Genomic DNA, 13,377 nt, shown 5'->3' with positions numbered 1-13,377 from the left:
AGTGAACACTTTCACGGGCAATACTGTTCACTCATCTCCGCCTCAGCTTGCGAGTGCGACATGCGGACCACAAAAATGCTTACTGAGCGTCTCATGGCCTCCTGAGTGAACACTTTCTTGAACAATGCTGTTCACTCATTCCTTTCCTCCATGATGAACGGTAACTTATTGGACGAACGTGAAAAGGCACTAAGGTCAATGCTGTTGAAAAAGGCACACTTTTTTCTTCCCCTTTCAAGGTCTGGATAAAGGAAGCTTTAGCGCGCTAAAGCTTTTCATCATAAAAAGCCATGCGACGTCTATCGGTTAAACGAAAGAGCAGCATGGCTTCTTTTTAATTGTCTTGTCGAAGGTCCTTAACAGGGGCATCTCTCAAGAAGAAGGTCAGGATAAAGGTGATGAAAGCCAGAATCGCAACAAGTGCAAAACCGCCTTTGATCCCTTCTATCGTGACGTCCGGTTCTCCTCCAGCTTCAAGCGCGGGAGAATGGATCAGTGATGAGACAATGGACATGGAGGCAAAGACTACAGTGATGGCGAAACTCGAACCGATCTGTCTGACGGTCTGTCTGGCAGGTGTCGCATGACTCATTTCTTCATCCGGCAGGGCATTCATCCCGGCTGTGGTGATCGGTATGTTGAAAATACCGAAGCCAAAAGACAAGAGGAGATAGACAGCGACTACATACCACATCGGTGTGGCTGCCGTCACAAAGACCATCAAAACTGTCCCGGCGAACATGATCCCTCCACCGACCGGCCCGATCAGCCTTACCCCGTACTTATCGAACAGCTTGCCTGTGACCGGTGCGATAAATGCTTTCAGCAGTCCCCCCGGCAGGATGACCAAGCCGGATAAGGTGGCTGAACGTCCTAAAACACTCTGGATATACATCGGCATAACGTTCGTTAAACCAGTGATCACCATCAGCCCCAGCATCGCAATAATGACAGCCAGTCTGAAGGTCCTGTTCTTGAACAGTGAGACGTTCAGCATGGGGTCGTCACTGTGCAGGTTCCTTCTGATAAAGAGTGTCACAAAAATCAGCCCGATAAGGATGCCGACCCAGGCAGTCAGCGACCGGAATCCTTCAGATCCCATAACCGACAAGCCAAAGAGCAGCAGACCAAAACCAATAAGGGAATGTCTGATGGACACCCAGTCCAGTTTCGGGTCACTCATAGGTAAAACGTCAGTCAAAGTCAACTGCGCTAAGGGAATGACGAGGATGGAACCGATAAATGCAAAGAGAAAAATGTACTCCCAGGATAGATTATCCACGATATATCCGCCGAGCGCCGGGCCAAGGGTGCCGCCAAACCCTAAAACCACACCCATTAATCCGAGCGCACTCCCCCGTTTCTCAATTGGAGATACAGTCAGGATAATGGTCTGCATCAGAGGAATGATCATACCGGCAGCGATCCCCTGCAGCAAAGTACCGAATAACACCACATAAAAATCGATGCCCGATGCCGCCACGATTGATCCTGCTCCGAATATCAACATCATCAGGATAAAAAGGTTGCGGGACCGGAATTTATTCATGGCAAAAGCTGTGATGGGCACCATGATCCCTTTAACTAACGTATAGCCCGATATGGTCCACTGTCCGATGGAAGGGGACACGCCCAGATCGATGATCATTCTCGGCAAGGCCGTTTTGATGGCATTCTGATTCATGATCACGACCAGGGAGCCCAAAAAAAGTGCCGTATAGACCCAGGAAATGGGGACATCATTTCTGTCCCTCCGGTCAAGTTGTCTAGTGAGAACATCGATCCCTGCTCTCCCCAGTTTTGTTCGTTTAATGTTCACGTGTCTACTCCTTTGAATGATTTTATGATGGTCAAGACATGGATGGATTATGTATGAAGCATCTAATAAAAAAAGGAAATCTGGACGATTTCCTTTTCTGTCATATTAAATTATGTTAAAAATGGACGGATTAATCAAGTCATATGTTCGCAGCCGTCTATTTATTTCTTGCGTTTGATCTTGCCATCCCAGCCGGAATAACCTTCCTCCAGGACATAAAGATCGGTATAGCCTTTCTTCTGCAGCAGCATAGCCGCACGATAGCTTATTGTTTTCTTGTTATCGTATAAGTAAATAGGCTGATCTTTACGCAGCTCGCCGGCACGCTGTTTCAGCTGTGAATACGGGATATTTCTGGCCCCGAGGATATGTCCGGCGTTGAAATCATCTTTTTCTCTCACGTCGACGATCTGAGCCCGGCGCATGTCTTCTCTAAATGCATCATTATCCAAAGGTGTTGCAGCTTTCTTTCTCTTGAAGTACTGATAGATCTCCCATGCGGCGTACCCAATGATCAAAATCCATAAAATAATTGTAACGATTGTCCAGTTATCCAAAAGCAAACTTCCTCTCTAATCTATTCATCTAACAGTTTACAGTACTCTACTGCAATTTTCTAGTCTAATTTTAGTTTAAAATCTCAATAAGTTCGATCAGCTCTGGATTAGAAAGGTCGATGATATTCTCCAGCCGCCAGCCATATAACAGATACTCTTCTGTCGGACTTAGTGCAATGGGCGCATTTTCAGGGAGATCCATGATTTCTATGACAGCTTCGTCTTCAAAATGCAGATGGGCCAAACGATAGTCCCCCAGCTCTTCTTCCAGTGAAAAAGAGTGATCAGGGATCACACCATATATTTTTCCGTTCCGTGTAGACTGAGTCATATGTGGTTTGACCGGCGACTCGTTCATCGTGACTTTAGGGATGCGAATGACTTTATCCCCCACCAAAAAAGGATATTCATGAAAGAGCAGGACTTCATTATCTGAAATATCGGATTCGACGACCCCGACAAAGGTATCCTGATTCAGGAAAAAGTCAGAGATGTCCCGGTTGATCATCATATCTTCTTTATTTTCCCGTATATCTCCAATGAAAAGTGCATTCGTGTGCAGTTCGTCGATATACACGTAGACGTTTTCCGAATACCACTGGGGTGATAAGGACGGAATATCTCTCACTGAGAACGTATTTTTATCGATGGTCCAGATGTACACCAGGATCGTTTCCGCCTCGAGTTCGTGATCGAAATGGTAATGTGAAACGAAAACCGTGTTGTCGTTTGTAGGATTCCAGTGAATATTCACATAGCTGGTGTATCCGAACGTTGTCGTCTGAATCGTTGTGCCGTCTGGCGTGATCACTTTGAAGGCAGACTGCCCATTCTTTATTTCCTGCAGCAGGATCTTGTCACGGGACTGATTGATCTCCGTTGTCAAAATAGACGACTCATTGCTGTAGACCTCTTCCATTTCTCCTGAAAATATATTGAATGTCATGAGTTTATGCTCGTCCGCACTGCCCAGATGAACGAGCAGCGTCTCGTCATCCAACCAGCCAATGACTTTCTGAAAGGTGCGGTAATCGATATCTAACCTGGCCAGAGAGAGTTCCTCGCTGTCAGTCGGCTGACCTTCTCCCTCTCCTGCCCCATCCGGATTCCTTGATGTACAGGCAAATAAAAAGAGGCAACAACACATCAAAAGAAGAGTCACACGAATATAGTGAGTTCTTTTTTCGATCAATGTCATCACCTCTTTTAAAGTTATCTTTATACAATCATATTAACATATAAAAGGTGTTGTCCGTTATTTATTTGATTGATGGATAGACTCCGTCAATACAAGGGAACTGGCTCCGATCACACCGGCATCGTTGCCTAATTCAGCGATTCTGATTTTCGTACTTTCTCTAATAGTCGGGAAGGCATAAACAGCCAGATGTTTTCTGATCCGTTCAGCCAGGAATTCACCGGCTCGAGACACACCGCCACCAATGACGATCGTCGACGGGTTAAGTAAGTTGGCGATATTTCCACATGCCAGCCCCAGATAGTCGCTGATTTCTTCCGTAACAGCCAGTCCATAAGCATCGCCGTCTTTCGCCGCATCGACGATTTTCTTGGCATTCATTTTTTCTCCATCTAAAATCGCTTTTTTCAATGGTGTCTCTTGTCCAAACGCTGCTGCACCGTCTTTCGCTACCCGGACGATCCCTGTTGCACTGGCGACTGTTTCCAGACAGCCTTGTTTACCACAGGTGCATTTGTAGCCGTGTTTGTCGACCGTCATATGACCGATTTCACCAGCAGCACCGATCGCACCGTGAACAAGCTCGCCGTTGGTGATCACACCGCCGCCCACTCCGGTCCCTAATGTAATAAAGACGACGTCCGGTTCATTGTTGCCTGCACCGATCCACTTTTCTCCTAACGCCGCCACATTGGCATCGTTATCGATGAATAAAGGGATCCCTGTCTGACCGGTGATCATCTCTTCGACCGGCTGTTCGGTTTTCCAGTTCAGGTTATAGGCACCGATAACTGTGCCTTTCTTTTTGTTGACCGTACCTGGAGAGCCCATCCCTATCCCAAGGAAATCTGTCGCTTTAAGATCGTTCTTTTCCATATAATCTTTGATGGAACGAATGATCGACGGAGTGATATGAGTCCCTTCGTCACTGATATCCGTCGGGATACTCCACTTCTCCAGTATTTCCCCGTCACGTGTGATGATCGCGAACTTGATGGTCGTTCCACCCAAGTCCACACCGATGATGTTCTTATTTTGCATGCCTTTTCCTCCATTATCCATTAATTAGTTATTAAGAAAACAAATTCATTACAGGTATAAAGCGGCTGTATCCAATGACGAGCAGCAGGATCAGTACACCGGCTAAAGCCAGGCCATAAGCCAACTGTTGTTTTTTCGTCGTCCGCCAGGCTCTTGGCGTAGAAAGCGCAAAAGCAGCCAGGTAACCACCGACTAGTCCGCCGATATGACCGGCCATGTCTATCCCCGGGCTGAAAAGCCCAAAGACCAGATTCAAAATGATCAGCAGTGTGAAATTCTTCGCCATGGCTTTGATCTGCGGATGTCCGGGAAACAGCTTGACCAGGACGAGGGTCGATCCGAACAGGCCAAAAATGGCCGTGCTGGCCCCAGCAGACACGCTAGGATTAAATGCAAAACTTGTCGCATTTCCAACGATCCCACTTAAAAAATAAAGCGCGAAGAAACGCCAGTGTCCAAAAACAGATTCCAGTTGTATACCGAGAAAATAAACGATCAGCGCATTAAAGAGGATATGGGTCAGACCAATATGCAGAAACATCGGTGTGATCAGGCGATACCAGTCACCTAAGATGATCAGTTCATTGACTTTTGCGCCCAGCTGGACCAGGACCCATTGATTCGTGCTCCCGCCTAATAGTTCCTGTATCAGGAACATCAAACCTGTCACAGCGAGAATCGTATAAGCCACGAATGGGCCCTTCTTCCATCTCTCTATTTTAAGCTTTGTTTTATAATTCACATTTTAATCTCCCTTACGGCATTCTTCAATAAGTATAGCATAATGAGTGACTCTGACCCAATCTTAAAATACCTTTTCACAAAAAATATCTAAGTCCCTTGCCAAAAAGTCACCTTTTAAAAGGCTGCTTCCTGGTGAAAAGAACTTAGATATGATTTTTGCTTACTCCATGTTTCCGTCAAGATCTTCTTTGAATTCTTTTGCCGCTTTCACATTCGCTTCAACTCTGTTTCTGTCTTCTGCGTTCTCGGTCATATCATCTCTAATGGTTTCCTCCCGGTTATGCGAGCGGACCTTTTCGATCGAAAGGATGTATGTTGCATTGATATACATCTCCGAACCGTTCTCCAGTGTGAAGAGGTGGATATGATTCTTAGGTTTGCCGTCAGAATGGGTGACTCGCTGATAAACGTCTTCCGGCGTATGGTTGACGATATAAGTCGCCCCGCTTGTTAAGGTAATTTTTGTAAGTTCCATCATGTCTCTCTCCTTTATTTATCTTATACTATTATTTTATAGGAAAGAGGCGAGAATACAAATCATAGCCTTTTAATCTTGTCTTACTTCAAAATTGCCTGTGCCAGTTCATCCGTTGTCATATTCGAAGTGACAACATAATTGCCCGGACGGATTTTTTTCGCTAGGCCATTAGTCTCAAGGTAGTCACTGAAGGCATAACGGTCCTCTATTACACCTAGATATTCAAGCTGTTCAGCCACAACGCTGCTTGGCTCGCCTTCTTTGACCGTCACTGTGAACTGACGGGCTTTTTTCGCCTCTTCGTCACTGCTTGTTGTGACTGCTTCCGTGCTTTCCAGATCGTCTTCTTCAAATACCTCGACATCCGACAGAGTCAGCGAGTTGGCATAACCTTCAGTCAATCGATCGTGCTCATCTTTTATGCGGTTGTTTTCTTCTTCAAGTTCATCTATTTTATTTTCAAGCTCTGCTATCGTTTCTACTGACGCTTCTGACGACTGTGTTTTAGACCCGATCTCCAGCCCCATCACTACCATACTAGACAGTAATAACCCTACTGAGAGGATCTGACTTGTTTTTCTTGACATGTTACGATTCCACCTTTATATGTAATTTAAGCACGAATGCCCTCTTCGACATAGGCATCGATGATTTCCTGAACCGAGGTGGAAGCAATATTCAGCTGCTGTGAAATCGCCTCTGTCGGGTAGCCTTTAGTGAACATCGTGATGATATTGTCTTTGTTCAATTGTGTCACCCGCTGAGGAAGCATATGCTCCAGACTTTCTATACCAAGCTCCGATTCAAGTGCTTTGACACGTTTATTCAAGTCATACATCGATCGAGTGGTAGTCAGCGAAAATTCTTCCAGTTCTTTATAGGCCTGTTCTTTCTCCTGCTTCTGTGTGAATGAATAAATAAACAAAAGCACAGATAAAGCTAAGAGTATACCGGCAGCCATCCATAATTCCATACTATCCCTACCTTTTTCTTATAATTTTAGTCGACTTTAAAATAATAGCACATTTTATCAGAAACAAAAAGATAAGTTTGGCAGACACCTGTGTACCATAGAGAAAAATTCATTATGCTTACAAAATATTTACATGTTATAAAAAAAAGATTGGCATTTTCCGTCAAAACATGGTATTCTAGTCAAGGCGTAAGGCTAGACACCCTAACATGTTTGATAGCCTTCAAAACAGGAATAATAGGAGGGACAATCATGCGAGTAAACGTAACCTTAGAATGTACAGAATGTAAAGAACGTAACTACCTAACATCTAAAAACAAACGTAACAATACTGAGCGTTTGGAAATGAAAAAGTATTGCCCACGCGAACGCAAAGCAACTTTGCACCGCGAAACAAAATAATTGGTTAAATATTAACTGATTTTAGGAAGATGGAAGCTGACGCTTTTGTCTTCCTTTTTTGTATAAAAAGACAGGCTGCTAAGAATATCGGCAGCCTGTCTTTTTGATTCACTATCTATTCTTCTGTATTTTCTTCCTCATCTTCTTCAATTGCTTCCTCTGTTGCCATATCTTCTGCTTCTTCTGCCAGATCTTCCACTGTTTCCAATGGTTCGCTTGGCGAGTCTGACTCAAATTCTCCCACTTTGAAATAAGCATCAAATACCCGGCGTGCCGCTTTGGTGTTTTCGCGGTTGGTTCGTCCTGATGTCGGTAAATTGGGTACCACGACAGCTACAGCGATCTCTGGGTCATCATACGGTGCATAGCCGACATAGGTGATGTTGATGATATCGATATCCGTGATCTGATTATTATCATCATCCCACCACAAAGCTTCCGCTGTACCCGTCTTGCCGGCAGATGTATAAGGTGTGCCGGTAAAGTAACTTCTTGCACTGCCTCGGCTGCCATTGACCACTTGATAAAATCCCTGCTGGACTCGGGCCATCGCTTCGTCTGACACATCCACTGTGTTCATAATCTTAGGTTGTATTTCTGTCTTCAATGCGCCGACATTCCCCGTTTCGACATTGGTATCCCGGATCTCAGACACGAGCCTTGGCGCATACCTCGTCCCACCGTTGGCGATCACAGACGCGTACTGCAGCAGCTGCAGAGGTGTATACGTATCATATTGGCCGAACGAGTAGAAAAGTCCCTGTGCGGCTGTATTTGCTTGGCCTTCTAGTCCCGTAGCATCTGAAGGGAAGTCCACTCCTGTAGGGACGCCCAGGCCGAACTGATTAAAGTAGCGACGCTGTTTCTCAAGCAGTTTAGCTCCGTCGATATCCAGGGTCATATCGCGGGTGTATTCCCATTCCCCACCCATACGCATAGCTAGTCGTGCCATATAGACGTTGGAAGAAACTTCAAGTGCTGTAATATCATTGACTGCCTCGGCACCGTATCGGTTGAACACGGATGAAATATCTTCTGACCCTCTAAGTTTGAGCGGCTGGTCGACGATTACATTATTGGTTTCGTCAAGGACCCCGTCCATGTAGGCAGAAAGAATCGTTGCCCCTTTAACTGCCGACCCTACGTTGAAGGCACTTTGGAAGATCCCGCTTGTCGCATCGATGACTTCACCGTCATCATTCACTTTCTTGCCGGCTAGTCCTAGGATATCTCCATTGTTCGGATCCATTGCCGCAATATAGATACTTTTATTCAGACCTTCCCGCTCGGCCAAGGAATCGACGGCGATCTGTTCAACCTTTTCCTGAAATTCGATATCCATTGAAAGAACGAGATTATCACCTTTGTGTCCGGAATATTGTTCTATCCGGTTAATGATATCCCCATTCGAATTTGTTTCTGTTTCTATTCTTGACTTTGTTCCGCTAAGAACAGTTTCATATTCGGCTTCTAGCTGAGTTCGTCCAACACGGTCATTCCTTGAATAGCCTCGAGCGAGGTAAGTTTTCAAGCCAGATTCAGGTACACCTGCTTCTTCTGATGTTACACTGCCTAAAATAGATCTAAGCATACCCTCTTTAGGATAATGCCTTACCCAGTCTGTCCCTGTGTCGATCCCCGGGAATTTTTCCAGATTTTCGCTGATACGTGCGATTTCTTCTTCAGTGACATCCTGATTTTTAATATTGACAGTACTTAATGAATAAGCCGAATTCATTTTCTTGAATACCGCGGCGGCGTCAAGTTCTCTGTCCCCGAAGGCAAGAATTTCAGACTCCTCCACTTTATCCAGCATCACGCTGTAAGATTCAGACCCCGAGAGACGCTGTTCATCATCGTTCAAGCGGTCTCTGACTTCTTCCTGATTGCGCGCTATGAAGAAATCTTTGAGATCACGTTCACTCAAATCGAATTTTCGATCCACTTCAAAAGAGGTTGTATGCGACATGCTTATATAGTCAGCCAAATCATAGGCGACCGCAGCCATCTGTTTAGCTGGCACATTTTTCCCACGCGTGTAGGTGATCGCATGTCTGGCTTCATTGCCTACGAGTTTATTTAAATGGGAATCGAATATTTCTCCACGCGGTACACTACCGGTGATGGTCGTCCGTTCGGTACGTTCCACTTCTGCCTTGTAAGCGTCGGCCTGCACGATCTGCAAATAAGCCAGACGTAAAATCAGTGTTGAGAATAGTAAAAAGACAATAAAGAATAATAAATTTAACCGAAAAGGAATATGTGATTTCTTCTTCTCGTTTTTCTTTTGTTTTGGTGCCTTCACTTTGTTTCCTCCTCTTGCTATGTATGCGACGGATTCGCCGAGTCCCCAAATTGGTGGGTAACTTTTTTCATACTCGTCCTAGTTTACCAAATCGGTGAAAGAAATGCCATAACGCAAAAGGGATTAAGCCGGTGACACTGTGAACTTTTTATGACTAATCGGTGAAGATGTGACACGTGTTATCATTCGCTTAAACCTTTTGATCAGGAAGGCAATCGGTACACGTTTGCCTCCTTTTTTAATAACGCTAATCGTTTATTTTGACTACGTTCGACATGTAGGATCGCGTGGAGCTATTCTAAGAGCTGAATGATACAAACTTCGGTAAGTAAGAGAGCACAACTTAGTTCTAATTGTCGAAGTTCGATGATGTTCGGTCGATAGATTTTTGAAACAGCAACCTAACTACCGAAGAAGCGTCAATTCGGTAGTTAGGTTTCCTTCATTGATTCTAAAGTGCTGAATGTATGTCTTCTTCGGTAGTTAGATGATCGGTGCCGTCAGCTACTTACCGAAAAGCGTTAACTTCGACAGTTAGATCATTAAACATTAAACTAACTGACCGAACCGACTATAAAATTAGGCCAGACCAGCCCTAATGCTCTGAATGAGGTTTATACGCGCTTGTAAGCGCGTATAGTCCGCTTTAGAAGCCTTGTAGTGTCGAAACTGCCCAGCCAGTTTCTTCTTCCTTGACATAAAAAAGGCCGGGAACTGAATCCCGGCCTTTCCTCATCGTTCTATTCTATTATTTAGCGCTGCTGTAACGTTTTGAGACTTCGTCCCAGTTTACAACGTTCCAGAATGCTTTGACATATTCAGGACGCTTGTTCTGATAGTTCAGATAGTAAGCATGTTCCCAGACATCAAGACCTAAGATAGGTGTTTTGCCTTCTGAGTAAGGTGAATCCTGGTTCAACGTGTTCATTACTTCCAGTTTCCCATCAGAAACCACTAACCAGGCCCAGCCTGAACCGAAACGGCCAGTTGCTGCAGCATTGAATTTTTCTTTGAATGACTCGAAGTCGCCGAAGGTTTCTTTTATAGCGTCTGCTAATTCGCCAGTTGGTTCTCCGCCACCGTTTGGTGAAAGGATTTCCCAGAATAATGAGTGGTTAGCATGTCCGCCGCCGTTATTTCTAACTGCTGTTTTAATGTCTTCAGGTACAGAGTCCAATTTTTTCATTAAGTCTTCGATACTTAATTCAGCGAGTTCTGGATTGTTCTCCAGTGCTTTATTTGTTTTAGTCACATAACCTGCGTGATGCTTGTCATGGTGCAGATGCATGGTCTCCTCATCGATCGTTGGTTCCAGTGCATCATATGCGTAGGGTAAATCTGGTAAAGTGTATGTCATAGTAAACATTCCTCCTATTGCTATTTATCGTACAGTATTAGTGTAACATTTCAGACATAATTATCAAATAATACGACTTATGAAAATTGAAGGCTGATATCATAGAGTTCAAACCCCCCTACTTAGCTCCTTCTAAAGGAGGATTGCAATTTGACATAAATAGAAGTAAACTTGTTTTATTACTTAAAAACAGAAAGGCGTTAAATAATGAAAGATTACTTGAAACTGGGGTTCACTTCTCCCCAACATCTATACAAAGCTATCAGAATGTCGAGAAAACACTTAGTCTACTATTTTGCGCTGATTGCCTTTGTCCTTACCCTATCCATGGCATCCGTTCTGATGTCCGTTATGGGGGCTTTGAGAGAAGATGGTCAGGAGATCACAGAAACCCTGCCGGCGTTTGAAATCACAGAGAACGAGCTGGTCGTTGAAGAAGAAACAGAATCCTATGTCCACCAGACGGATTCCTTCCTGTTTTTCTTTGATCCCAATGATTCCATCCAGGAAGAAGAGATCGACAATAACGTTGAACGACTGAATGTCCCGATCGGTATTGGTTTGATGGATGATCAGTTTTACCTCAACATCATGGGTCAGTCCCTTCCCGTATCATATGAACAGCTCGACGGCTTCACGGATGAGGATTTCAGAGACATCATGTCGGAAATGGGACGCTTTTCACCTATCGTCCTGTTCTTTCTCTTCATCATCACGTATCTGGCAAGCAGTTTCAGTCTTCTTTATGAGTGGCTGATCATTGCGTTGTTTGCGAATATACTGAAAACACTGTTCCGGATCGTGCTGCCATTCAGAAAAGTTGCGCGCATGGCACTGGTTGCATTGAGTGTCCCGACGATCATCTTTTCGGTTTTTGAGGCGTTCGGACTCTTCCTGCCCTTTACCTTTGAGATCACCATTGGCTTTTCCATCTATTTCCTTTATGCCTCGTTAAGGAATCTGAAGAAAAACCGGACCGTATAACAACAAAAAGACCTTCACTGCCGGACCAATTGGTCTCATGCAGTGAAGGTCTTTTTTTGGATTTATTTAAATCAGTCTTTGTTATTCTTATTCATTCGCAATGCGCGTTTGCGTTTGTCCTGTTTCTTGCGTTCGATCTTGCGTTTATATCCCGGTTTCACGTTCTTCTTGAGTTTCTTTCTCAAGCCGTGGATCTCGGGATCGAAGTCGGATTTATGGACGTTCTTCCCTTTACGCTGTTCTCTGCGGTTGCGGTCATGGGCATCGACCACTTCGCCGTTTTTGATTTCTTTCGGCTCGAACGTGATGCCGCGTTTTTCGATAGTAACGATATCCTGTTCATCATCCGGACCATAAAGCGTGATAGCAATCCCGCTGAGCTGATTACGTCCGGTACGGCCGACTCGGTGGACAAAGTAGTCCAGATCCTGTGGCACTTCCGCATTGATGACGTGGGAGATCCCTTCGATATCGATACCGCGGGCAGCCAGATCGGTCGCCACGATGTACTGATATTCAAGGTTCTGGATCTGTCTCATCACTCGTCGACGTTCTCGTGAAGAAATCCCGCCGTGGATCACTGCGACTTTCAGCCCTTTTTTCTTCAGCTGATAAGCAATGTCATCCACATACTCTTTCGTGTTGGCGAAGACTAATGCCAGATACGGCTGTCCGATAGTCAACAGCTGATGGATCATATCGATCTTGTTCTTGCCTTTAGTCGAGATCAGCCAGTTCTGGACCGTATCTGCGATCACCTGTTTATTTTCCACTTCAATGACAAGCGGGTTGTTCATGTATTTTTTCAGGAAGGGCTGCAGTTTCTGCGGTACAGTCGCTGAGAAGACCAGCATCTGTCCGTTCTCAGGCAGACGCGTCGCGATCTTGTCGACATCTTCCAAAAAGCCCATGTCCAATGTCATGTCTGCTTCATCCACGACCATGTATTTGGACGTATGAATCAAGAGGTCATTGCTTTCGATCACATCAAGTAGACGGCCAGGTGTCCCGATGACCACATGGGGCTGGGTATTCTGCAGTTTACTGATCTGTCTGTTCTTGTCAGTCCCGCCGATATATGACTGGACATTGATCGGTTCAGGCGAATGTTCGGCCAGCTGTGTAGCGGCATTGGCCAGTTGTTCAGCCAGTTCTCGGCTTGGCGCCGTGATCACGACTTGAACGTCTTGTTTTTTCGGATCGATCTGATTAAACAGCGGAAGTAAAAACGCATGGGTCTTTCCGGAACCTGTTTGTGATTGACCGATGATGTCTCGGCCTTTTTTCACTACAGGGATAACTTTCTCTTGGATTTCAGTCGGCTCGTCAAAACCGATTTCTTTGATTGCTTCAATAAGATAATCGTTCAAATTAAATCTATCGAATGGGTGTGTCATATTTCATTCCTCATTTCTTTTCACTTACGTATTGTACCAAAACCAAGCCGTTCTGACCATAGTAAATAACGAATGGCGCAAAAACGACACCTTCTGTGAAGAAGATGCCGCCACATTTTCAT

13 protein-coding genes are annotated in these 13,377 nt (G+C 44.9%); 2 read left to right on the top strand and 11 right to left on the bottom strand.

What is annotated here, in order from left to right; translation table 11 throughout:
• Positions 1-334 precede the first annotated feature (334 nt).
• From BMX84_RS05325 to BMX84_RS05290, 8 genes are all read right to left on the bottom strand, one after another.
• Complete coding sequence (locus tag BMX84_RS05325) at positions 335-1,819, bottom strand: MDR family MFS transporter (RefSeq protein WP_091487843.1); 1,485 nt, start codon at positions 1,817-1,819, stop codon at positions 335-337.
• Positions 1,820-1,980: 161 nt separating this feature from the next.
• The gene (locus BMX84_RS05320) at positions 1,981-2,376 is read right to left on the bottom strand and encodes a rhodanese-like domain-containing protein (protein WP_091487841.1); all 396 of its coding nucleotides are present in this window, start codon (positions 2,374-2,376) and stop codon (positions 1,981-1,983) included.
• 70 nt (positions 2,377-2,446) lie between these two features.
• Positions 2,447-3,568, bottom strand: a complete 1,122-nt coding sequence (locus tag BMX84_RS05315) for a YqgU-like beta propeller domain-containing protein (RefSeq protein ID WP_091487840.1) — start codon at positions 3,566-3,568, stop codon at positions 2,447-2,449.
• A 63-nt stretch (positions 3,569-3,631) separates the two neighbouring features.
• Entirely contained in the window at positions 3,632-4,615 is a 984-nt protein-coding gene (locus BMX84_RS05310; protein ID WP_091487838.1) for an ROK family glucokinase, read from the bottom strand.
• A 31-nt stretch (positions 4,616-4,646) separates the two neighbouring features.
• Complete coding sequence (locus tag BMX84_RS05305) at positions 4,647-5,357, bottom strand: rhomboid family intramembrane serine protease (protein ID WP_246119113.1); 711 nt, start codon at positions 5,355-5,357, stop codon at positions 4,647-4,649.
• A 162-nt stretch (positions 5,358-5,519) separates the two neighbouring features.
• Positions 5,520-5,834, bottom strand: a complete 315-nt coding sequence (locus BMX84_RS05300; RefSeq protein ID WP_091487837.1) for a hypothetical protein — start codon at positions 5,832-5,834, stop codon at positions 5,520-5,522.
• A gap of 83 nt (positions 5,835-5,917) precedes the next feature.
• A complete protein-coding gene (locus BMX84_RS05295; RefSeq protein WP_091487835.1) occupies positions 5,918-6,424 on the bottom strand; it encodes an endolytic transglycosylase MltG in 507 nt (168 codons plus the stop codon).
• A 26-nt stretch (positions 6,425-6,450) separates the two neighbouring features.
• The gene (locus BMX84_RS05290) at positions 6,451-6,810 is read right to left on the bottom strand and encodes a helix-turn-helix domain-containing protein (RefSeq protein ID WP_091487833.1); all 360 of its coding nucleotides are present in this window, start codon (positions 6,808-6,810) and stop codon (positions 6,451-6,453) included.
• Between the two features lie 252 nt (positions 6,811-7,062).
• Between BMX84_RS05290 and rpmG the strand changes: the two genes are divergently transcribed.
• Positions 7,063-7,212: a 50S ribosomal protein L33 gene (rpmG, locus tag BMX84_RS05285; protein WP_091487831.1), complete on the top strand. Its 150-nt coding sequence runs from the start codon at positions 7,063-7,065 to the stop codon at positions 7,210-7,212.
• Between the two features lie 115 nt (positions 7,213-7,327).
• Here the strand turns inward: rpmG and BMX84_RS05280 are convergent, their stop codons facing one another.
• Both BMX84_RS05280 and BMX84_RS05275 read right to left on the bottom strand, forming a co-directional pair.
• Positions 7,328-9,517: a peptidoglycan D,D-transpeptidase FtsI family protein gene (locus BMX84_RS05280; protein WP_091487830.1), complete on the bottom strand. Its 2,190-nt coding sequence runs from the start codon at positions 9,515-9,517 to the stop codon at positions 7,328-7,330.
• 748 nt (positions 9,518-10,265) lie between these two features.
• Positions 10,266-10,874: a superoxide dismutase gene (locus BMX84_RS05275; RefSeq protein WP_091487828.1), complete on the bottom strand. Its 609-nt coding sequence runs from the start codon at positions 10,872-10,874 to the stop codon at positions 10,266-10,268.
• A gap of 207 nt (positions 10,875-11,081) precedes the next feature.
• Here BMX84_RS05275 and BMX84_RS05270 point away from each other — a divergent pair, with 207 nt between their 5' ends.
• Complete coding sequence (locus BMX84_RS05270) at positions 11,082-11,858, top strand: DUF1189 domain-containing protein (RefSeq protein WP_091487826.1); 777 nt, start codon at positions 11,082-11,084, stop codon at positions 11,856-11,858.
• Between the two features lie 71 nt (positions 11,859-11,929).
• Here BMX84_RS05270 and BMX84_RS05265 read toward each other — a convergent pair whose 3' ends face one another.
• Positions 11,930-13,255, bottom strand: coding sequence for a DEAD/DEAH box helicase (locus BMX84_RS05265; protein ID WP_091487825.1), 1,326 nt, complete (start codon positions 13,253-13,255; stop codon positions 11,930-11,932).
• Positions 13,256-13,377: the final 122 nt, after the last annotated feature.

It is taken from the genome of Alkalibacterium putridalgicola, assembly GCF_900109825.1.
GTDB lineage: Bacteria > Bacillota > Bacilli > Lactobacillales > Carnobacteriaceae_A > Alkalibacterium > Alkalibacterium putridalgicola.
This window is presented reverse-complemented; position numbering and strand designations above follow the sequence as displayed.